The following is a 20,784-nucleotide window of genomic DNA, read 5'->3' as shown; positions in this document are numbered from 1 at the left end:
GAAATGGATGCCACGCACGTGGCATCCATTCTCGAAAGGCGCTGCGCTCAGCCCTTCTTGGGCGCCAGCTGCTCGATGATCGCCTTGGCGACGTCCTGCATGGTGAGGCGGCGGTCCATGGACGCCTTCTGGATCCAGCGGAAGGCCTCGGGCTCGCTCAGGCCCATCTTCTCGTTCAGCAGACCCTTCGCGCGGTCGACGAGCTTGCGGGTCTCGAAACGCTCGACCATGTCGGCGACCTCGGCCTCGAGCGTGATGATCTGCTCGTACCGGGCCAGGGCGATCTCGATCGCCGGCAGCAGGTCGTTCGGCGTGAAGGGCTTGACCACGTAGGCCAGGGCGCCGGCCTCGCTGGCGCGCTCGACGAGCTCCTTCTGGCTGAACGCCGTCAGCAGCACGACGGGGGCGATGTGGTTCTTGCTCAGCTTCTCGGCGGCGCTGATGCCGTCGAGCTGCGGCATCTTGACGTCCATGATCACGAGATCGGGACGCAGCTCGGTGGCCAGCTGCACGGCGGTCTCGCCGTCACCTGCCTCGCCGACGACGTCGAAGCCGTTGTCGCGGAGGATCTCGACGATGTCGAGGCGGATCAGCGACTCGTCTTCCGCGACGACGACGCGACGCGGTGCGGTCGGCCCAGTGGCCGGGGCGGCTTCTTGATCAGTCACGAGACCATCCTAGAACGTGGATTCGCGCACCCACGGGAGACCGCGGATGCGATAGGGCGTACCGGTGGTGGGACTCGAACCCACACGTCTTTCGACAGAGCATTTTGAGTGCCCCGCGTCTGCCATTCCGCCACACCGGCAGGTGTTGCGTTCCCAATGTACCGGGCGGGAACGCAACACGACGCGCGCCGGGGTCTCCGGCGCGCGTCGTGAGGGCTCAGACTTCCTGGTACCCGGGGGCCGCGCCGTGCACGGCGTCGCCCACGCGGTGCACGCGCAGGTCGTTCGTCGAACCGGCGATTCCGGGAGGGGAACCGGAGATGACGACGACCTTGTCGCCGACCTTGGCCAGGTCGTGCGTGAGCAGGTAGTCGTCGACCTGCAGGAACATCTTGTCGGTGTGCGACACGTGCTCCACCAGGGTCGAGCGAACGCCCCAGGTCAGCGCGAGACGACGGCGGATGCCGGGCTCCGGCGTGAACGCGATCATCGGGATGGTCGAGCGCAGGCGCGACATCCGGCGGGCGGAATCGCCCGACTCGGTGAAGACGCACAGGTACTTCGCCTCGACGAAGTCCGCGACCTCGACGGCGGCGAGGGTGATGGCGCCACCCTGCGTGCGGGGCTTGTTGGTCAGCGGCGCGATGCGCTCGAGACCGTGCTCCTCGGTCGACTCCACGATCCGGGCCATCGTCTCGACGACCACCACGGGGTAGGCGCCCACGCTGGTCTCGCCGGACAGCATGACCGCGTCGGCACCGTCGAGCACGGCGTTGGCGACGTCGGACGTCTCGGCGCGCGTGGGGACGGGGTTGGTGATCATCGACTCGAGCATCTGCGTCGCGACGATGACGGGCTTGGCCATGCGGCGGGCGAGCTCGACGGCGCGCTTCTGCACGATCGGCACGGCCTCGAGCGGAAGCTCGACGCCCAGGTCGCCGCGGGCGACCATGATGCCGTCGAACGCGTCGATGATCTCTTCGAGGTTGTCGACTGCCTGCGGCTTCTCGATCTTGGCGATGACGGGCACGTAGCGTCCCTCTTCGGCCATGATCTCGTGCACGCGCTCGATGTCCTTGGCATCCCGCACGAACGAGAGGGCGATGAGGTCGGCACCGGCGTTGAGGCCCCAGCGCAGGTCGGACTCGTCCTTCTCGCTCAGCGCGGGGACGTTCACGGCCACGCCGGGCAGGTTGATGCCCTTGTTGTTCGACACGGGACCGCCGACGATGACCTTGGTGGTCACGACGGTGCCGTCGGTCTCGACGACCTCCACGCGCACCTTGCCGTCGTCGATGAGGAGGAAGTCTCCCGGGCGGACGTCCTGGGGCAGGCCCTTGAAGGTCGTGCCGACGATCTCCTTGGTGCCGAGGATGTCTTCGATCGTGATCTTGAAGATGTCGCCGGGCAGCAGGTCGTGCGGACCGTTCTCGAACTTGCCGAGACGGATCTTCGGGCCCTGGAGGTCGACGAGAGCGGCGACCGGGCGACCGGCGTCCTCTGCGGCCTTGCGCACGTTGGCGAAGTTGGCGTCGTGCACGGAGTAGTCTCCGTGGCTCAGGTTGAGGCGGGCGACGTCCACCCCGGCGTCGATGATGGCGCGAACCATCTCATACGACGACGTGGCGGGCCCGAGTGTTGCGACGATCTTGGCGCGTCTCATCCGTTTTCAAGCTCCGTGAGGATTTTCGGGAAGTGGCCGATCGGCCCTTGCCAGCTTAGGCGGGCAGGAGGCCGATGGCGACATCGGTCGGGCGCACCGGCGCGGGGAGCACCGTTTCGCCCATGAGGAAGGTGTCGACTTCGGCGGCGGCCGCGCGGCCCTCCGCGATGGCCCACACGATGAGCGACTGTCCGCGCCCCGCGTCGCCGGCCACGAACACGCCCGGCGTCGTGGTGGCGTAGGTCGCGTCGCGCTCGACGTTGCCGCGGTTCGTGAACTGCGTGCCGAGCTGGCTCTCCAGGTGCTCCCGCTCCGGACCGGTGAAGCCCATCGCGATCAGCACGAGGTCGGCGGGGATCTCGCGCTCGGTGCCGCTCTTGGGCACGCGACGGCCGTCGACGTACTCGGTCTCGGCCACGCGCAGCGCGCGCACCTCTCCTGCGGCATTGCCGAGGAACTCCACGGTCGAGGCGAGGAACGTGCGCTCCCCGCCCTCCTCGTGAGCGGATGCCATCTCGAACAGGTTCGGCATCATCGGCCAGGGCTGCTCGGAGGGACGCTCGGAGGGCGGCTGCTTGCCGATCGCGAGGTTCGTCACGCTCAGCGCGCCCTGGCGGTGGGCCGTACCGATGCAGTCGGCGCCGGTGTCGCCACCGCCGATGACCACCACGTGCTTGCCGGCGGCGCTGATCTGCTGCGGGATCTGGTCACCCGCGACGGCCTTGTTGCCCTCGATGAGGTATTCCATGGCGTAGTGCACGCCGTCGAGGTCGCGACCCGGGATGGCGAGGTCGCGCGGCACGGTCGAACCGGTGGCCACCACGACGGCGTCGTAGCGCGCGCGCAGGTCGCTCCACGAGATGTCCGTGCCGATCTCGACGCCCGCGCGGAAGCGGGTGCCCTCGGCCTGCATCTGGCGCAGGCGCAGCTCGAGGTGGCGCTTCTCCATCTTGAAATCGGGGATGCCGTAGCGCAGCAGACCGCCGATGCGGTCGTCGCGCTCGAAGACGGCGACGGTGTGCCCTGCGCGGGTCAGCTGCTGCGCGGCCGCGAGACCCGCGGGCCCGGAGCCGACGACCGCCACGGTCTTACCCGTCAGACGCTCCGGCGGCTCGGGCTCGACCCAGCCGTTGCCGAACGCCTCGTCGATGATCGAGACCTCGACCTGCTTGATCGTCACGGCCGGCTGGTTGATGCCGAGCACGCACGAGCTCTCGCAGGGCGCGGGGCACAGGCGCCCCGTGAACTCCGGGAAGTTGTTGGTCGCGTGCAGGCGCTCGATCGCCGCGCGACCCTCGCCGCGCCACGTGAGGTCGTTCCACTCGGGGATCAGGTTCCCGAGCGGGCACCCCTTGTGGCAGAACGGGATACCGCAGTCCATGCAGCGGCCGGCCTGGCGCTTGATGACGGACGAATCACCCGGCTCGTACACCTCTTTCCAGTCCATGATGCGCACGGGCACCGGTCGACGCTTCGGGAGCTCGCGCTCCGTGGTCTTGAGAAAGCCCTTCGGGTCAGCCACCCGTCACCTCCAGAATGCGCGTCCAGACGACGTCGCCGTCGGGGTCCAGCCCCTCGGCCACCGCCTCCTGGCGGGTCTGCAGCACAGCGGCGTAGTCGCGCGGCAGCACCCGGACGAAGTTGTCCACCTGGGCCTCGAAGTCGTCGAGCAGACGACGGGCCAGCGTGGAATCGGTCTCCGCGACGTGCTTCTCGAGCAGGTCGCGGAGGATCTCGGCATCCCCCGATCCGAGGGCGCCGAGGACGAGCTCACCGGATGCCATGGCCTCGCGGTTCACCTTGTCGCGGTCGAGCTTGTAGACGTAGGCCTGTCCGCCCGACATGCCGGCGCCGAGGTTGCGGCCGGTGGCGCCGAGGATGACGGCCAGTCCGCCGGTCATGTACTCGAGCGCGTGGTCGCCCACACCCTCGACGACCGCCGTGGCTCCGGAGTTGCGCACGAGGAAGCGCTCGCCCACCACACCGTTGAGGAACATCTGTCCCTGCGTGGCGCCGTAGCCGATGACGTTTCCGGCGATGACGTTCTCGCTCGCGGCGAAGGACGACCCGCGCGGCGGGCGCACCACGATCGTTCCGCCCGAGAGCCCCTTGCCCACGTAGTCGTTCGAGTCGCCCTCGAGACGCAGCGTGATGCCGGCGGGCATGAACGCGCCGAACGACTGCCCGGCCGAACCGGTCAGGCGCACGTCGATCGAGTTCTCCGGCAGACCGTGCTCGCCCCGCGCCTTGGTGACGTGGTGGCCCAGCATGGTCCCCACCGCACGGGCGGTGTTGCGGATGGGCAGGTCGATCGTGAGCTGGCCTCCGTGCGCGATGACGTCCTGCGCGCGCTCGATGAGCTGCACGTCGAAGTGGTCGTCGAGCTTGTGGTCCTGGTTGCGGGCGTGACGGCGCGGCTCGTCGTCGGCGAAGCGCGGTCCTTCGAGGATCGGCGCGAGGTTGAGACCGCGCGCCTTCCAGTGCTGGATCGCCTCGTTCGCATCGAGCAGCTCGGACCGGCCGACGATCTCGTCGATCGAGCGGTAGCCGAGGGCGGCGAGGTACTCGCGCACCTCCTGCGCGATGAACTCCATGAAGTTCACGATGTACTCGGCCTTGCCGGTGAAGCGCTGGCGCAGGACCGGGTTCTGCGTCGCGACGCCCACGGGGCAGGTGTCGAGGTGGCACACGCGCATCATGATGCAGCCCGAGACGACCAGGGGCGCGGTCGCGAAGCCGAACTCCTCGGCGCCGAGCAGGGCGCCGATGATGACGTCGCGGCCGGTCTTCATCTGTCCGTCGACCTGCACGACGACGCGGTCGCGCATGCCGTTGAGCATGAGCGTCTGCTGCGTCTCGGCCAGGCCCAGCTCCCACGGGGTGCCCGCGTGCTTGAGCGAGTTCATCGGGCTCGCGCCCGTGCCGCCATCCTGACCCGAGACCAGGATGACATCGCTCAGCGCCTTCGCGACGCCCGCCGCGACCGCGCCGATGCCCGACTGGCTGACGAGCTTCGTGTGGATGCGGGCCGAGGGGTTGGCGCGCTTGAGGTCGAAGATGAGCTGCTTGAGGTCTTCGATCGAGTAGATGTCGTGGTGCGGCGGCGGCGAGATGAGACCCACTCCCGCGGTCGCGTGACGCGTGCGCGCCACCCACGGGTACACCTTCGTCGGCGGCAACTGACCGCCCTCGCCGGGCTTGGCGCCCTGGGCGAGCTTGATCTGGATGTCGTCGGCCTCGGTCAGGTACAGGCTCGTCACACCGAAGCGACCGGATGCCACCTGCTTGATGGCGCTGCGGCGCTCGGGGTCGAGAAGACGGTCGACGTCCTCCCCGCCCTCACCGGTGTTCGACTTGCCGCCGATGCGGTTCATCGCGACCGCGAGGACCTCGTGCGCCTCTTTCGAGATGGAGCCGTAGCTCATGGCGCCGGTGGAGAAGCGCTTGACGATCGCGGAGACGGGCTCGACCTCGTCGATCGGCACGGCGGGCCGCTGACCGGTGCGCAGGCCGAAGAGTCCGCGCAGGGTCTTCAGCTCGTGCGCCTGGTCGTCGATGAGCTGCGTGTACTCGCGGAAGATGTCGTACCGGCGCTCGCGGGTCGCGTGCTGCAGGCGGAACACCGTGTCGGGGTTGAACAGGTGCGGGGCGCCGTCGCGACGCCACTGGTACTCGCCACCAGTCCACAGGCGCTCGTGCGCGCGCGCCGCGGCATCCTGGGGGTAGGCGTACTCGTGACGCGCGGCGTTCTCGGCCGCGATGACGTCGAGGCCGACGCCGCCGAGCTTGGTCTCGGTTCCGGTGAAGTACGCGTCGATGAACTCCCGGGAGAGGCCGACGGCTTCGAACACCTGAGCGCCCGCGTACGACGACACGGTCGAGATGCCCATCTTCGACATGATCTTCAGCACGCCCTTGCCGAGCGCGTAGATCAGGTTCTTCACGGCCTTCTCCGGCGTCACACCGGTGATGAAGCCGGCGCGGACGAGGTATTCGACCGTCTCCATCGCCAGATACGGGTTGACCGCCGAAGCGCCGTAGCCGATGAGGGTGGCGACGTGGTGCACCTCGCGCACGTCACCGGCCTCGACCACGAGGCCCACCTTCATGCGCGTCTCCTTGCGGATGAGGTGGTGGTGCACGGCGGCCAGCATGAGCAGCGACGGGATCGGCGCGAGGTCCTTGTTGCTGTCGCGGTCGCTGAGCACGATGAACTCGGCGCCGTCCTCGATGGCCTGGTCGACCTCGGTGCACATCTGCGTGAGGCGCTTCTGGAGCCCCTTGTGCCCCGCTTCGACGCGGTACAGGCCGCGGATCGTCACCGAGGAGCGCCCGGCCAGGGCGGTGTCGATGTGCTGGATCTTGGCGAGCTCGTCGTTGTCGATGACGGGGAAGTCGAGCGTCACCGTGCGGGTGTGGTCCGGGCCCCAGTCGAGGAGGTTGCGCTCGGGGCCGAGACCCAGCGACAGCGAAGTGACGACCTCCTCGCGGATCGAGTCGAGAGGCGGGTTGGTGACCTGCGCGAACTGCTGCGAGAAGTAGTCGAACAGAAGGCGCGGACGATCGCTCAGCACCGCGACGGGCGCGTCGCTCCCCATCGCACCGAGCGGCTCGGTGCCGCCCTGGCCCATGGGGGTCAGCAGGATGCGCACCTCCTCCTCGGTGTAGCCGAAGGTGCGCTGGCGACGGGTGATCGAGGCGATGGGGTGCACGATGTGCTCGCGCTCGGGAAGCTCGCTGAGCTTGACGCGCCCCTTGTCCACCCACTCGCCCCACGGCTGGAGCGCCGCGAGGTCGGCCTTGATCTCCTCGTCCTCGACGATGCGGCGCTGGGCCGTGTCGACGAGGAACATGCGTCCGGGCTGCAGACGACCGCGGCGCTTGATGCGCTCGGGCGCGAAGTCGAGCACACCGGTCTCGGAGCCGATCACGACGAGGCCGTCGGTGGTCTCGGTCCACCGGCCCGGGCGCAGACCGTTGCGGTCGAGCGTGGCGCCGACGAGCGTGCCGTCGGTGAAGATGAGCGCGGCCGGTCCGTCCCACGGCTCCATCTGCATGGAGTGGTAGTCGTAGAAGGCGCGCAGATCGGGGTCGATCGTGGCCTGCTTCTCGTAGGCCTCGGGCACCATCATCATGATCGCGTGCGGCAGGCTGCGACCGGTGAGGGTCAGCAGCTCCAGCACCTCATCGAAGGATGCCGAGTCGCTGGCGCCCTCGGTGCAGATGGGCAGCAGCGGGCGCACGTCGCCGATCAGCTCGGACTCGAGCTGCGACTGGCGGGCGCGCATCCAGTTGCGGTTGCCCTTGACGGTGTTGATCTCGCCGTTGTGCGCGAGCATGCGCAGCGGCTGCGCGAGCGGCCACGACGGGAAGGTGTTGGTCGAGTAGCGCGAGTGCACCACGGCCAGCTCGGACGCGAATCGCTCGTCCTGCAGGTCGGGGTAGAACGGCTCGAGCTGCAGCGTCGTGACCATGCCCTTGTAGCCCAACGTGCGGCTGGAGAGCGAGACGAAGTACGCCTCGAGCTCGTGGCGCGCGCGCTTGCGGAGCCGGTAGACGCGGCGGTCGAGCGCGATACCCGCCAGGGCGGGCTGGTCGCCGACGGCGGGGCGCGACACGAAGAGCTGCTCGAACGCGGGGCGTGCCTCGTAAGCGAGCTTGCCGAGGTTCTCGGGCTCGACGGGCACCTCGCGCCAGCCGAGCACCTCGAGGTTCTCGTGGCGGGCGATCTCTTCGATCCCGGCCTTCATCGCGACGCGCTCGTCGTGCCCGAGGGGCAGGAACACCATGCCGGCGGCGTACTCCCCCACCGGCGGCAGGTCGAAGTCGACCACGGCGCGCAGGAATGCGTCGGGCATCTGCGTCAGGATGCCGGCACCGTCACCGGTGCCCGCGTCGGAGCCGATGGCGCCGCGGTGCTCGAGGTTGCGCAGCGCCGTCAGCGCCAGGTCGATGATGTCGTGACCGGCTTCGCCGCGGAGAGTGGCGACCATGGCGAGGCCACAGGCGTCTTTCTCGAACGACGGGTCGTACATTCCCTGTCGGGCGGGGAATGCTCCTCCGACGGTGTCGGAGCGCAGGCTGGAAGCCATATCAACCGTCCTCACGTTGATGCTTCGAATGGGACGACGTCGGCCCAGAGTGTTAGTTCGTGGCGGGGCTGCTTGTGGCGCTGGTGCCGACGGTGTCGTTCGTCGCGGGCGGCTCGCTCACGTCGACGAAGTCAGAGGGGTCGCCTGAGTCTACAGCCCCCGGAGCCTTCGACTCGCGCCCCGGGACGTACGGCGACGGCTCGAGACCGTGGTGACGGCGCGACTGCACGGCGAAGATGACGATGCCGAGGATGACGCCGAAGATCGCGGCCCAGACGTTCGTGCGCAGGCCCAGGATGATGTCGCTGGGGTCGATGCGGATGGACTCCCACACGATGCGGCCGGCGCTGTACCAGACCAGGTAGATCGCGAACTGCTTGCCCCACTGGAGCGTGAAGCGCTTGCCGACGTACAGGATGACCGCGGCGCCGAGCAGGTTCCAGATGACCTCGTAGGCGAAGGTGGGGTGGAACAGCGTGCCCGCGGGCAGGCCGACGGGGATGGCGGAGTTGCCCGCGGCGATCTCGAGCCCCCACGGCAGGTCGGTGGGCTGGCCGAAGAGCTCCTGGTTGAACCAGTTGCCGAAGCGTCCCATGGCCTGGGCGATGATGAGGCCGGGCGCGAGGGCGTCGGCGAAGGTCCAGAACCGGATGCCGGTCCAGCGGCATCCGAGGATCGCGCCGATGGCGCCGCCGATGAGGGCGCCGTAGATGGCGATGCCCCCCTCCCAGATGGCCCACACGGACCCGGGCTGCGTGATGTTCCACGGGTTGGAGCCGGGGCCGAAGTAGAAGCCCGCATGCGTGGCCACGTGGTAGATGCGCGCCACGATGATGGCGAGCGGCACCGCCAGGAGGCAGATGTCGATGACGACCCACTTCTCGGCGCCGCGACGCGTCAGACGGGCGTTCGTGAGGAACACCGCGACGATGATGCCCGCGACGATGCACAGGGCATAGAAGTGGATGCGGAGCGGACCGAGATCGACGTAGGAGATCGTCGGGCTCGGGATGCTGGCGAGCACGCCGGAGGCGGCGCTCGAGAGGGCGAACGTCATGCAGACGAGTCTAGGCGCGCTGAACAGCGCCCGCGGACAGCTCCCTCGCGAGCGAGGAGAGGCCGTCGACACCGCCGTCGCGCAGCGCCTTGACCAGCGCGGTGCCGACGATCGCGCCGTCGGCGTACTCGACGACACCGGCGACCTGCTCGGCGTTGGAGATGCCGATACCCACGCACGCGTGCTGCACCCCGAACGCCCGCAGCCGCTCCACGAGACCCCGCGCGGCGGCGTCGAGAGAAGCGCGCTCCCCCGTGATGCCCATCGTCGACACGGTGTACACGAAGCCCGTGGAGGCGTCGACGATCATCTTCAAGCGCTCGTCCGACGAGGTGGGAGCGGCGAGGAAGACGCGGTCGAGCCCGGTGCGCTCGCTCGCCGCGATCCAGGCCTCGCCCGCGTCGGGGGTGATGTCGGGCGTGATGAGGCCCGCTCCCCCGGCGGCGACCAGTTCGTCGGCGTATCGGTCGACGCCGTACTGCTCGACGAGGTTCCAGTACGTCATGACGAGGATGGGCACGTCGGTGCGCGCCGTGACCTCGCGGATGATCGTGAAGAGGTCGCGCATGCGGAAGCCGCCTGCCAGCGCCGTCTGCGTCGCCTCCTGGATGACCAGGCCGTCCATGACGGGATCGCTGTAGGGCGGTCCGAGCTCGACGACGTCGGCGCCGGCCTCGGCGAGGGCGACGGCCGCCTCGATGCTCGTGGCGACGTCGGGGTAGCCGGCGGGCAGGTAGCCGACGAACGCGCCGCGACCGTCCGCGTGGGCGGCCTCGATCGCCGTGGCGACGCGCGAGGTCACAGCTCGACCCCCGCACCGCTGGCCGCGTCGGGCGCCGGCGCGACGTCGACCGGGGATCCGGGAGCGGATGCCACGGTCTCGGCGGCGCGCGTCTGCGCACGGCCCTCGGCCATCTCCGGCGCGTGCTCCGCGTCGTAGAGGTCGAAGTACCGGGCGGCGGTGTCCATGTCCTTGTCGCCGCGGCCGGAGAGGTTGATCGCGATGACGGCATCCGGGCCGAGCTCGCGCCCGATGCGCAGGGCGCCCGCGAGGGCGTGCGCGGACTCGATCGCGGGGATGATGCCCTCGGTGCGCGAGAGCAGGCGCAGGGCCTGCATGGCCTCGTCGTCGGTGGCCGGGATGTACTGGGCACGGCCGATGTCGGCGAGCCACGCGTGCTCGGGGCCGACGCCGGGGTAGTCCAAGCCGGCCGAGATCGAGTGCGATTCGGTGGTCTGACCGTCTTCGTCCTGCAGGACGTAGGTGCGCGCGCCGTGGAGGACGCCCGGGCGACCCCGACCGATGGACGCCGCGTGCTTGGGGGTGTCGACGCCGTCGCCCGCCGCTTCGACGCCGTAGAGGGCCACGCCCTCGTCGTCGAGGAAGGCGTCGAACATGCCGATGGCGTTGGATCCGCCGCCGACGCAGGCGAGAACGGCATCCGGAAGGCGACCGAGTCGTTCGAGGAACTCGGCGCGCGTCTCTTCGCCGATGATCTTCTGGAAGTCGCGCACCATCGCCGGGAACGGGTGCGGGCCCGCCGCGGTGCCGAAGATGTAGTTGGTGGTCTCGACCGACGCGACCCAGTCGCGGTAGGCCTCGTTGATCGCGTCCTTGAGGGTGCGCGACCCCGTCGTGACCGGCACGACCTCGGCGCCCAGCAGGCGCATGCGCGCGACGTTGAGCGCCTGACGCTCGGTGTCGACCTCGCCCATGTAGATCACGCAGTCGAGACCGAACAGCGCGGCCGCGGTCGCGGTGGCGACGCCGTGCTGACCGGCTCCGGTCTCGGCGATCACGCGCGTCTTGCCGAGGCGCTTGGTGAGCAGCGCCTGGCCGAGCACGTTGTTGATCTTGTGCGAGCCGGTGTGATTGAGGTCTTCGCGCTTGAGGAAGACGCGTGCGCCCCCCGCGTGCTCGGCGAAGCGCGGCACCTCGGTGAGCACCGAGGGGCGACCCGCGTAGTCGTGCAGCAGGGCGCTCAACTCGGCGTGGAACTCCGGGTCGGCCATGGCCGACTCGTAGACCTCGGTGAGCTCGTCGATCGCGGCGATGAGCGACTCGGGCATGTAGCGCCCGCCGAAGTCGCCGAAGAACGGCCCCTTCTGGTCGCGCAGCTTCTGGACGGGAACGGTGGTCATGACGTCTCCTGGAGGAACGCGCGGAGGGTGGCGACGGGGTCGCCGGTCACGAGGGCCTCGCCGACGAGCACCACGTCGGCGCCGGCGGCGCGGTAGTGGGCGACGTCGGCGGGGGCGAGGACAGCCGATTCGGCGATCTTGATCGCATCGGCCGGGAAGCGATCGGCGAGCGAGCCGAACAGGTCGCGGTCGAGCTCGAACGTCGAGAGGTTGCGGGCGTTGACGCCGATGAGCTTCGCCCCGAGCTGCGAGGCCCGTTCCAGCTCGTCGGCCGAGTGCGTCTCGACGAGGGCGGTCATGCCCAGGTCGGTGACGAGACCGTACAGCTCGCCGAGCGTCTTGTCGTCGAGTGCGGCGACGATGAGCAGCACCAGATCGGCGCCCGACGCGCGAGCCTCGAGCACCTGGTAGGGCGTGGCGATGAAGTCCTTGCGCAGCACGGGGACGCTCACCGCGGCACGGACGGACTCGAGGTCGGCGAGGCTCCCCTTGAACTTGCGGCCCTCCGTGAGCACGGAGATCGCCGAAGCGCCGCCCTCCTCGTACAGGCGCGCCTGTCGCGCGGGATCCGGGATCGACGCGAGGTCGCCGCGCGAGGGGCTCGCGCGCTTGACCTCGGCGATGATCTTCACGCGGTCGGCGGGGGCCAGCATGGCCAGCGCGTCACGGGCCGGGGTCTGCGCGAGGGCATCGCGTTCGACATCGGCGAGCGAGCGCGTCTGGGCGCGCTGCTCGGCATCCTCCACCGCTCCGGCCGTCAGATCGGCCAGCACGGTCAGTGCGCCTTCGGGTTGGACTTCGCGCCGTTCGCGCCGTAACCGGCCTTGGTCATGGCCCAGCCGACGATCGCGCCGACGACGAGCAGACCCACCGACGCCCACACCAGCACCGGCATGTCGAGCCAGAAGAACAGCGTGCCGAGCGTGAAGGCGACCAGCATGATGATCACGGCCGTCCAGGCGGCGGGCGAGTGTCCGTGGCCGGGATCGCCGATGGGGTTGCTCATGGGACTCCTAACAGTCGCGCGCGGGCGCGGGGGAAAGCGTTCGACCAGTCTATCGAAGCGCGGTGGGCCTCTCCCGCCGTCGTCTCGATGTCGCGAGGTCGGTCTCAGGCCGTGGGGTCGTCGCCGCGGGAGAGGTCGTCCCACGAGTCGATCGCGTCGTGGGGGCGACCGGTGGCGGTGCCGGCCTCCTCGGCCGTGCGGTACTTGCGGCTCGCGCCCGAGGCCCAGCGGCGCGCGGTGACGAGCGTGAAGACGGCTGCCGCGGCGAGGACGACCTGGGCCACCAGCGTCACGGCGGGCCAGGGGGTGAGTGACAGGCCGCTGACGAGCGAGGCGACGGCATCCGTCCCCGAGATTCCCGTCGCCTCGGTGACCGCCGCGGCCGTCGCCGAGACGGGGGTGGCGAACAGCAACTGCGCGGTTCCGACGCCCACGAGACCCGCGATCAGGATGCCGAGCACTCCGAACAGGTACCGCAGCACGGGGCCGACGATCGACAGGGCCGCGCCCAGGGCCAGGGCGGCGAGGCTGAGGGGGGTCAGCACGGGGAGGGCGTCCGCGCCGGAGACGGCGATGGTCTGCCGCGCACCGTCGTCGAGGGTGACGTCGATCCACGTCTGCGTCGACGCGATGACGCCGATCGCCCCCGCGGCGAGCATCGCGAGCACCGCCAGGGAGCGGGCGCGTCGCATCAGCGCTCCCCCACGACGGGGTGCAGGTCGTCGGCGTCGAAGCACGTGTGGTCGCCGGTGTGGCACGCGGCGCCGATCTGGTCGACCTCGATGAGCAGTGTGTCGCCGTCGCAGTCCAGGCGCGCGCCCTTCACGATCTGGATGTGCCCGGAGGTGTCGCCCTTGCGCCAGTACTCCTGACGCGAGCGGGACCAGAAGGTGACGCGGCCGCTGGTGAGGGTGCGGTTCAGGGCCTCGGCATCCATCCACCCCATCATCAGCACCTCGCGCGTGTCGAACTGCTGGATGACGGCGGGAACCAGACCGTCGGCGTTGTAGGTGACACGGTCGACGCTCATCGGCGCACCTCGATCCCTTCGGCGGCCATGGCGTCTTTGACCTCTCCGACCGTCAGCTGACCGGAGTGGAACACGGATGCCGCCAGCACCGCGTCGGCACCGGCCTGCACGGCAGGGGCGAAGTGTTCGAGCGCGCCCGCACCGCCGGAGGCGATGACCGGGACCGCGGCGACCTGGCGCATGAGGCGCACGAGCTCGAGGTCGAAGCCCTGCTTGGTGCCGTCGGCGTCGATCGAGTTCACCAGCAGTTCGCCGGCTCCGCGCTCGACGGCCTCGCGCGCCCACTCGAGCGCGTCGAGAGTCGTCTCGGTGCGGCCGCCGTGGGTGGTCACCACGAAGCCGGACGGGGTGGATGCCGCCCGCTTGACGTCGAGCGAGAGCACGACGACCTGGGCGCCGAAGCGGTCGGCGATCTCGTCGATGAGCTGCGGACGGGCGATCGCGGCGGAGTTGACGCCGATCTTGTCGGCGCCGACGGCGAGGAGTCGGGCGACGTCGTCGCTCGAGCGCACTCCCCCGCCCACAGTGAGCGGGATGAAGACCTGCTCGGCCGTGCGGCGCACGACGTCGTAGGTGGTGGAGCGCTCGTCGACGGTGGCGGTGACGTCGAGGAACGTGACCTCGTCGGCGCCTTGGTCGAAGTAGAGCTTCGCGAGCTCGACAGGGTCGCCCATGTCGCGCAGGTCGAGGAAGTTGACGCCCTTCACGACGCGGCCCGCGGCGACGTCGAGGCAGGGGATGACGCGACGCGCGAGGGTCATCAGAGCCTCGCGGCGAGGATCTCGGTGACGAGGATCGCTCGCGCGCCGATCGCGTAGAGCGCGTCCATGACCTGGTTGACGTCGCGGCGCGGGCTCATCACCCGCACGGCGACCCACTCGGGGTCGCGCAGCGGCGAGATCGTGGGCGATTCCAGACCCGGGGCCACCGCGACCGCCTGCTCGACGAGGGCGGCGGGCAGGTCGTAGTCGATGAGCACGTACTTGCGGGCGGCGAGGACACCGCGCAGGCGTCGCAGCAGCGTCTCGGTGCCGTCGGCTTCCTGCGGACCGGCGATCAGCACGGCGTCGCTCTCGAGCAGGACCGGTCCGAAGATCTCGAGCCCGGCCTGGCGCAGCGTCGTGCCGGTCGAGACGACATCGGCCACGGCATCCGCCACTCCGAGCTGCACGGCCGACTCGACCGCGCCGTCGAGCGGCACGATGTCGACGGCGATGCCGCGCTCGTCGAGGAAGGCGTCGACCAGGCCCGGGTAGGCCGTCGCGACGCGGAGACCCTGGAGGTCCTGCACGTCGGTGAAGCGGCCGGGGCGACCCGCGAAGCGGAAGGTGGAGCCGGCGAAGCCGAGGGACTCGACCTCTCGCGCGCCGGGCATGCGGGCGTCGAGCAGCAGGTCGCGACCGGTGATGCCGACGTCCAGCGCGCCGGAGCCGACGTAGGTCGCGATGTCACGGGGACGCAGGTAGAAGAACTCGACCTCGTTGACGGGGTCGACCGTGTACAGGTCTTTCGAGTCGCGTCGTCCGGTGTATCCGGCCTCCGAGAGCATCTCGGCGGCGGTCTCGGCGAGCGACCCCTTGTTCGGCACGGCGATTCGCAGCATGACGGGGGCTTTCGTGTTGTGTGAGCGTGGGGAGGGCGAGTGCGGCTCAGAGATGTCGGTAGACGTCTTCGAGCGACAGCCCCTTCGCGAGCATGAGGGTCTGCAGGTGGTAGAGCAGCTGCGAGATCTCCTCGGCCGCGGCCTCGTCGGACTCGTACTCGGCGGCCATCCACACCTCGGCGGCCTCTTCCACGATCTTCTTGCCGATCGCGTGCACGCCGGCGTCGAGTTGCGCGACGGTGCCGGAGCCTTCGGGTCGCTCGACGGCCTTGGCGCTGAGTTCCGCGAACAGGTCGTCGAAGGTCTTCACCCCTCCAGGGTATCGGGTCGACGGGGGTGGGGTTGTCGCGGGGCGGCTGGGGGGCGGTGACGAACGCGCGGTCAGTGGCGGTGGCGGGCGGCGGAGGCGCGCAGCGACTGGATCGCGCGGTCGGGGTCGTCGGCGCCGAACACCGCGGAACCCGCGACGAACGTGTCGGCCCCGGCCTCGGCGGCCTGGGCGATCGTCGCTTCGCCGATGCCCCCGTCGACCTGCAGCCAGACGCTCGACCCGCGTCGTTTCGCCTCGTCGGCCAGGGCACGCAGCTTCGGCATCGTCTCGGGCATGAACGATTGGCCGCCGAACCCCGGCTCGACGGTCATGACGAGGATCTGGTCGAACTCGTTGAGCGAATCGAACAGGTTCTCGACCGGCGTGCCGGGCTTGACGGCGACGCCCGCGCGCGCACCGATCGCGCGCAGCTGGCGGGCGAGGGCGACCGGGGATGCCGCCGCCTCGAGATGGAAGGTGACGGAAGCCGCACCGAGCTCGGCGTACGCGGGAGCCCAGCGGTCGGGGTCGTCGATCATGAGGTGCACGTCCAGCGGCACGGGGCTCGTCTCCTGGATGCGACCGACCATCTGCGGACCGAAGGTGAGGTTCGGCACGAAGTGGTTGTCCATCACGTCGACGTGCACGAAGTCGGCTCCCGCGATGCGCGCGAGCTCGGCCTCCATGTTCACGAAGTCGGCGGCCAGGATGCTCGGGTTGATGCGCGGGGCGTCGGTAGGCACCCGACCATTATGGGCGTGTGACCCTGCGCGTGCCGGTTCCGTCGATGCCCGGCTCCATAAACGGCATTCGTGCTCAGAAACGCGCTGCGGGAGCGTTTCCGGGCACGGATGCCGTTTATGCGTGCGTGGAGGCGGGGCGCGGCGCGCGGGCGCGTCAGCGCTTGCGGAGGAGGGCGATCGACATGGCATCCGTGCCGTGGCGGTGCGGCCACAGTTGAGCGCGGAGCGAGCCGTCGGCCTGCTCCGGCAGGTCGATGTCGTCGACCGCCACGGCGCGCACGACGGCGCGGGCGTCGAGCTCCTCCGCCGCGTCGCCGAGCGTCCGCATCACCTCGGCCAGCACTCCGGAGGTCTCGGCCAGGTGAGGGGAGCACGTGACGTACGCCAGCACCCCGCCCGGCTTCAGGGCCTCGAACGCCGAGAGCACGAGCTCGCGCTGCAGCTCGGTGAGATCGGGCACGTCGGCCGGCGTCTTGCGCCAGCGCGCCTCGGGCCGTCGGCGCAGGGCTCCGATCCCGGTGCAGGGGGCGTCGACGAGGATGCGGTCGTACTCCCCCGCCGCGCGGGCCGCGCGCTCGCGCCCGTCCTCCTCGCTCACCTCGACCTCGAGGGGGACGGATGCCACGGCCTGCCGCACGAGTCCCGCTCGCGCCGGCGCGATCTCGTTGGCATCCAGTCGGGCCCCGTGGGCGAGGGCCTCCGCGGCCAGCAGGGCGGTCTTGCCTCCGGGGCCGGCGCACAGGTCGAGCCAGCGCTCCCCCTCGCGCACGGGCAGCGCCCGGCTGAGCGCCAGGGCGGCGAGCTGCGAGCCCTCGTCCTGCACGCGGACACGTCCGCCCGTCTCGCGGATGAGGTGCTCGGGGTCGCCCCCGCGCGTGGTGAACGCCGTCGGCGCGAAGCGCGCGGGGGTGGCGTCGTCGGGGACCTCGGCGAGGCCCGGGAGGGCGATCATCGCCACGCGCGGAGCGACGTTGTCGGCCTCGAGCAGTCCGGGGAGCTCATCCGCGCGTCCCTCGGCGGTCAGAGCGCGACGCAGGGCCCGCACGATCCACACCGGGTGCGAGGTCGTCAGGCCGATGCGCTCGTCGTCGCTGCGCGCCCCCTCGGCGACGCGCTCCATCCAGTGCCCCGGGTTGTCGCGCGACACGCGACGCAGCACGGCGTTGGCGAACCCGGCGGCACCGCGCCCGCCCCCGTTCCGGCGGGCGAGCTCGACCGACTCGTTGACCGCCGCGTGCGAGGCGACGCGCGTCGACAGCAGTTGATGGACGCCGAGGCGGAGCGCATCGAGGACGGCGGGATCGATGCGGTCGACCGTGCGATCGGCGGCGATCGCGATGATCGCGTCGTACGTGCCGCGACGGCGGAGGGTGCCGTACGTCAGCTCGGTCGCGAGGCCGGCGTCCTTGGCATCCAGACCCTGCCGGGCGATCGCGTGCGGCAGCAGCAGATTGGCGTAGGCCTCGTCTCCCGAGACGGCCCGCAGCACCTCGTAGGCCGCCGCGCGTGCTCCCTGAACGCTCATGCGCCCAGCACCGGCTGGTCGGTGCGCAGGCCTCGGAACCAGTCGCCCGCGTTCATCGCGCCCTTGCCGGCCGGCTGAACCGTCTCGAGACGCAGCGGCGAAGTGCCTGTGCCCACGACGACCTCTTTGCCGGATGCCGTGACCCGGCCGGGCGGAAGGGGCGGTGCGTCCGACGCCGACGCGCGCAGCACCTTGAATCGGGCGCCGTCGAACGTGGTGTGGGCCCCGGGCTCGGGGGTGACGCCCGCGATCTGGTGCAGGAGCGAGGCTGCGTCGCGGGTGAGGTCGAGGGCGCCGTCGTCGAGGGTGAGCTTCGGGGCGAGGGTGGGCTCGCCCTCCTGCGGGGCCGCGACGGCGGTGCCGTCGGCGATCCCGTCGACGACGCGCGCGAGCAGAGGAGCGCCGATGTCGGCGAGGGCGTCCAGGAGGTCCGCCGAGGTCGCCCCCGACGGGACCTCGTACCGCTCCTCGGCGAAGACGTCGCCGGCGTCGAGGGCGGCGACGAGCTGGAACACGCTGGCTCCCGTGACGGCGTCGCCCGCGATGAGCGCGCGCTGCACGGGGGCGGCTCCACGCCAGCGCGGCAGCAGCGAGAAGTGCAGGTTGATCCAGCCGCGATCGGGGGTCGAGAGCAGCGGCTCGCGCACGAGACCGCCATAGGCGACGATCACGCCGAGGTGCGGCTCGAGCGCGGCGATGCGGGCCGTGGCGTCGGCGTCGAGGCGATCGGCCTTGATGACGGGCAGGCCGAGCTCGTCGGCGGCCTGGGCGACCGGCGACGGCGTCAGGACGCGCTTTCGTCCGAGCGGGGCGTCGCTGCGCGTGACGACCGCGGCGATCTCATGGGGACCGGATGCCAGGGCGCGGAGCGACGGGACGGCGACGGCGGGGGTGCCGGCGAAGACGAGGCGCATGGTTCTCCTCAGACTCTCGGAAGCGGGCGGATGGGTGGGGGCGCGCTCAGAGGTCGGGCTCGGGGATGTCGAGGCGGACTCTGAGCGTACTGCGCGGGCGGGGACCGCGATCTTTGCGCGACTTGCGCGCCCGCAGCGCGTCGGCGATGACTCCCGCGCGCAGCGCCTCCGCGACCGCGCGGCCGTGGGCGTAGTCGAAGCGCACGAGCGCGCGGGCCGTCGCGGTGTCGGGGTCTGTCGAGGTGTCGACCGGCCCCAGGACGGCGAGGGCGTCGAGATCGGGCACCGTCTCGCGGAGGGAGGCGAGGAGCGTGTCGACGCTCCGGGCGTGTCCGTCGACGCTCGCCACGCGGACGGCCGGGGGCATCCGCAGCGGCGCGCGGTCCGCGAGCTCGGCGCGGGCGTAGGCCGGCTGCGTCCAGGTCGCGAGCGCCCGCGCGACGGGCCCGGCGACGCCGACGAGGTGAACGGGCGCGCCGGGCGCGGCGAGGGCCGCGGCGTTCGACCACCAGCGCAGGCAGTGCTCCCCGATGCGCAGCGCCTCGTTCTGCAGCATGCGGTCGCCGTCGAGCAGGATCACGGCGCGGTACCCGCCGCGCGCGAGCGGTTCGGCGCCGCGCGTCGCGATCACCAGGGCCGGGGCGGCATCCACCTCGGCGACCTGGTGCGCGCCGTCGGCGACGATCACCCGTGTGTTCGGGAAGGCCCGGCCGAGCTCATCGGCCGTGCGCTCGCTGCCCGAAGAGGCCATGCGCAGTTTGACCGACCCGCAGTGACCGCACGACCACGCGTGCGCGCTGCGGCCGCACCACGCGCACACCGGCGTCGCTCCGGGGCGGGCGGCGCGGAGGGGACCCGCGCAGTGCGGGCACCGCGCGGGCCGGCGGCAGTCGGCGCACACGAGCGACGGCGCGTAGCCCGGACGCGCGACCTGCACGAGCACCGGTCCGTGCTGCAGGGCTTCGCGCGCGGCGGCGAAGGCCGAGGACGGGACGCGGGACTGCCGCTGCTCGCCCTCGCGCGTCGCACTCAGCACCACACGGGGGCTGGGGCGTCGTGCCTGGGGCACCTCGCGCACGTAGCCGACGTCGACCAGTCGCTGAACGTCGGAGGTGCGCGTGTGTCCGGCGAACACGAGCGCCGAGTGCTCGATCTCCTGTCGCACGAGGGCGGCGTCGCGCGCGTGCACGCCCGGCGAGAGCGGTTCGGCGAGCAGCGAATCGCCGTCGTCCCACAGCGCGACCAGGCCCGTGTCGTGCGCGGGGGCGTACACCGCCGAGCGACGTCCGACGACGATGCACGGGACGGGGGCGAGGGTGCGCAGATACTGCCCGTAGCGCGCGGGACCCGACTGGTCGGCGTCGTCGCGGACGATCGCCTCCGCCGGCACGAGCTCGGCCAGGGCCGCCAGCAGCTGTGCTTGGTCGCGGTAGTCGGGCACGATCAGCACGGCGCTCCGGCCGCGTGCCAGCGTGCGGGTCGCGGCGGCGGCGAGGAGGTCGGCCCAGGCGCCGCGTGGCAGCTCGGGATGCGGGTGCGGCGGGGCGTCGACCGCGAGGCGCTCGCCCGCGTCGAGGGCGGCGCCGAGGCCGGGATACGCGCCGAGGACGCTGTCGGCGTGGTCGCGCGCGGCGGGGACGACGTCGGGCGTCGCGGGTGCGGGGGCCGCCGCCCACGCCTTCTCGGCGCGGACCATGCGCTTGGGCACGGCCAGACGCAGGATGTCGCTGACCGAACCCGCCGCGCGATCGGCGACGCGCCGAGCGAGCGTGTACAGGCGTGCCGGCAGCACGGGCGTCGTGGACACGACCGCCTCGACGGAGGAGAGCGGACGTTCGGTGCCGTCGTCGGCGACGACCTCGACGACGAACGCCTCCATCATGCGACCGGCGGACCGCAGGGGCACCTTGACCCGCACCCCCGGTGCCACGTCGGCGACGAGGGGGTGCGGGATGGCGTAGTCGAACAGGCGGTCGAGTTGAGGGACGGGCGACTCGAGCTGCACGCGCGCGACGCGGCGCTCGCTCATGA

General features: G+C 71.0%; 18 protein-coding genes and 1 tRNA gene. All 19 read right to left on the bottom strand.

Features of this window, described 5'->3' with window-relative positions; all coding sequences use genetic code 11:
- Positions 1-47 precede the first annotated feature (47 nt).
- The 19 genes from AB0230_RS12915 to AB0230_RS12825 all read right to left on the bottom strand — a co-directional run bounded on the left by AB0230_RS12915 (position 48) and on the right by AB0230_RS12825 (position 20,782).
- Positions 48-668, bottom strand: coding sequence for a response regulator (locus tag AB0230_RS12915; protein ID WP_366376119.1), 621 nt, complete (start codon positions 666-668; stop codon positions 48-50).
- Positions 669-727: 59 nt separating this feature from the next.
- Positions 728-808: transfer RNA gene (locus tag AB0230_RS12910), tRNA-Leu, on the bottom strand.
- A 77-nt stretch (positions 809-885) separates the two neighbouring features.
- Complete coding sequence (gene pyk / locus AB0230_RS12905; RefSeq protein WP_315995782.1) at positions 886-2,331, bottom strand: pyruvate kinase; 1,446 nt, start codon at positions 2,329-2,331, stop codon at positions 886-888.
- A gap of 55 nt (positions 2,332-2,386) precedes the next feature.
- The gene (locus AB0230_RS12900) at positions 2,387-3,853 is read right to left on the bottom strand and encodes a glutamate synthase subunit beta (RefSeq protein WP_366376117.1); all 1,467 of its coding nucleotides are present in this window, start codon (positions 3,851-3,853) and stop codon (positions 2,387-2,389) included.
- Positions 3,846-8,423: a glutamate synthase large subunit gene (gltB, locus tag AB0230_RS12895; RefSeq protein WP_366376115.1), complete on the bottom strand. Its 4,578-nt coding sequence runs from the start codon at positions 8,421-8,423 to the stop codon at positions 3,846-3,848. The genes AB0230_RS12900 and gltB overlap by 8 nt, the downstream gene beginning before the upstream one ends.
- Before the next feature lie 52 nt (positions 8,424-8,475).
- Positions 8,476-9,480, bottom strand: a complete 1,005-nt coding sequence (lgt, locus tag AB0230_RS12890; RefSeq protein WP_363579010.1) for a prolipoprotein diacylglyceryl transferase — start codon at positions 9,478-9,480, stop codon at positions 8,476-8,478.
- A 10-nt stretch (positions 9,481-9,490) separates the two neighbouring features.
- On the bottom strand, positions 9,491-10,282 hold the full coding sequence (trpA, locus tag AB0230_RS12885) for a tryptophan synthase subunit alpha (protein WP_366376113.1): 792 nt from the start codon (positions 10,280-10,282) through the stop codon (positions 9,491-9,493).
- The gene (gene trpB / locus AB0230_RS12880) at positions 10,279-11,622 is read right to left on the bottom strand and encodes a tryptophan synthase subunit beta (protein WP_315995777.1); all 1,344 of its coding nucleotides are present in this window, start codon (positions 11,620-11,622) and stop codon (positions 10,279-10,281) included. Before trpB ends, trpA begins: the two co-directional genes overlap by 4 nt.
- Entirely contained in the window at positions 11,619-12,395 is a 777-nt protein-coding gene (gene trpC, locus AB0230_RS12875) for an indole-3-glycerol phosphate synthase TrpC (RefSeq protein ID WP_363579012.1), read from the bottom strand. Before trpC ends, trpB begins: the two co-directional genes overlap by 4 nt.
- A gap of 2 nt (positions 12,396-12,397) precedes the next feature.
- The gene (locus tag AB0230_RS12870; RefSeq protein ID WP_116239751.1) at positions 12,398-12,628 is read right to left on the bottom strand and encodes a DUF6704 family protein; all 231 of its coding nucleotides are present in this window, start codon (positions 12,626-12,628) and stop codon (positions 12,398-12,400) included.
- 104 nt (positions 12,629-12,732) lie between these two features.
- Positions 12,733-13,320 carry a Trp biosynthesis-associated membrane protein gene (locus AB0230_RS12865; protein ID WP_366376110.1) on the bottom strand — a complete coding sequence of 196 codons (588 nt, stop codon included), beginning with the start codon at positions 13,318-13,320 and terminating at the stop codon, positions 12,733-12,735.
- Positions 13,320-13,658, bottom strand: a complete 339-nt coding sequence (hisI, locus tag AB0230_RS12860) for a phosphoribosyl-AMP cyclohydrolase (protein ID WP_363391474.1) — start codon at positions 13,656-13,658, stop codon at positions 13,320-13,322. The genes AB0230_RS12865 and hisI overlap by 1 nt, the downstream gene beginning before the upstream one ends.
- The gene (gene hisF, locus AB0230_RS12855) at positions 13,655-14,419 is read right to left on the bottom strand and encodes an imidazole glycerol phosphate synthase subunit HisF (RefSeq protein ID WP_366376107.1); all 765 of its coding nucleotides are present in this window, start codon (positions 14,417-14,419) and stop codon (positions 13,655-13,657) included. Before hisF ends, hisI begins: the two co-directional genes overlap by 4 nt.
- On the bottom strand, positions 14,419-15,261 hold the full coding sequence (hisG, locus tag AB0230_RS12850) for an ATP phosphoribosyltransferase (RefSeq protein ID WP_076675493.1): 843 nt from the start codon (positions 15,259-15,261) through the stop codon (positions 14,419-14,421). The genes hisF and hisG overlap by 1 nt, the downstream gene beginning before the upstream one ends.
- A gap of 46 nt (positions 15,262-15,307) precedes the next feature.
- Positions 15,308-15,571 carry a phosphoribosyl-ATP diphosphatase gene (locus AB0230_RS12845; RefSeq protein WP_094732978.1) on the bottom strand — a complete coding sequence of 88 codons (264 nt, stop codon included), beginning with the start codon at positions 15,569-15,571 and terminating at the stop codon, positions 15,308-15,310.
- A 71-nt stretch (positions 15,572-15,642) separates the two neighbouring features.
- Complete coding sequence (gene rpe, locus AB0230_RS12840) at positions 15,643-16,314, bottom strand: ribulose-phosphate 3-epimerase (protein ID WP_315995772.1); 672 nt, start codon at positions 16,312-16,314, stop codon at positions 15,643-15,645.
- A 154-nt stretch (positions 16,315-16,468) separates the two neighbouring features.
- Positions 16,469-17,839 (bottom strand): transcription antitermination factor NusB, encoded by a 1,371-nt coding sequence (locus AB0230_RS12835; protein ID WP_366376104.1) that lies wholly within the window; start codon positions 17,837-17,839, stop codon positions 16,469-16,471.
- Positions 17,836-18,753: a methionyl-tRNA formyltransferase gene (gene fmt, locus AB0230_RS12830; RefSeq protein WP_315995770.1), complete on the bottom strand. Its 918-nt coding sequence runs from the start codon at positions 18,751-18,753 to the stop codon at positions 17,836-17,838. Before fmt ends, AB0230_RS12835 begins: the two co-directional genes overlap by 4 nt.
- Before the next feature lie 46 nt (positions 18,754-18,799).
- A complete protein-coding gene (locus AB0230_RS12825; protein WP_363391488.1) occupies positions 18,800-20,782 on the bottom strand; it encodes a primosomal protein N' in 1,983 nt (660 codons plus the stop codon).
- Positions 20,783-20,784: the final 2 nt, after the last annotated feature.

Source organism: Microbacterium sp. NPDC089190 (assembly GCF_040701795.1).
Lineage (GTDB): Bacteria > Actinomycetota > Actinomycetes > Actinomycetales > Microbacteriaceae > Microbacterium > Microbacterium galbum.
This window is presented reverse-complemented; position numbering and strand designations above follow the sequence as displayed.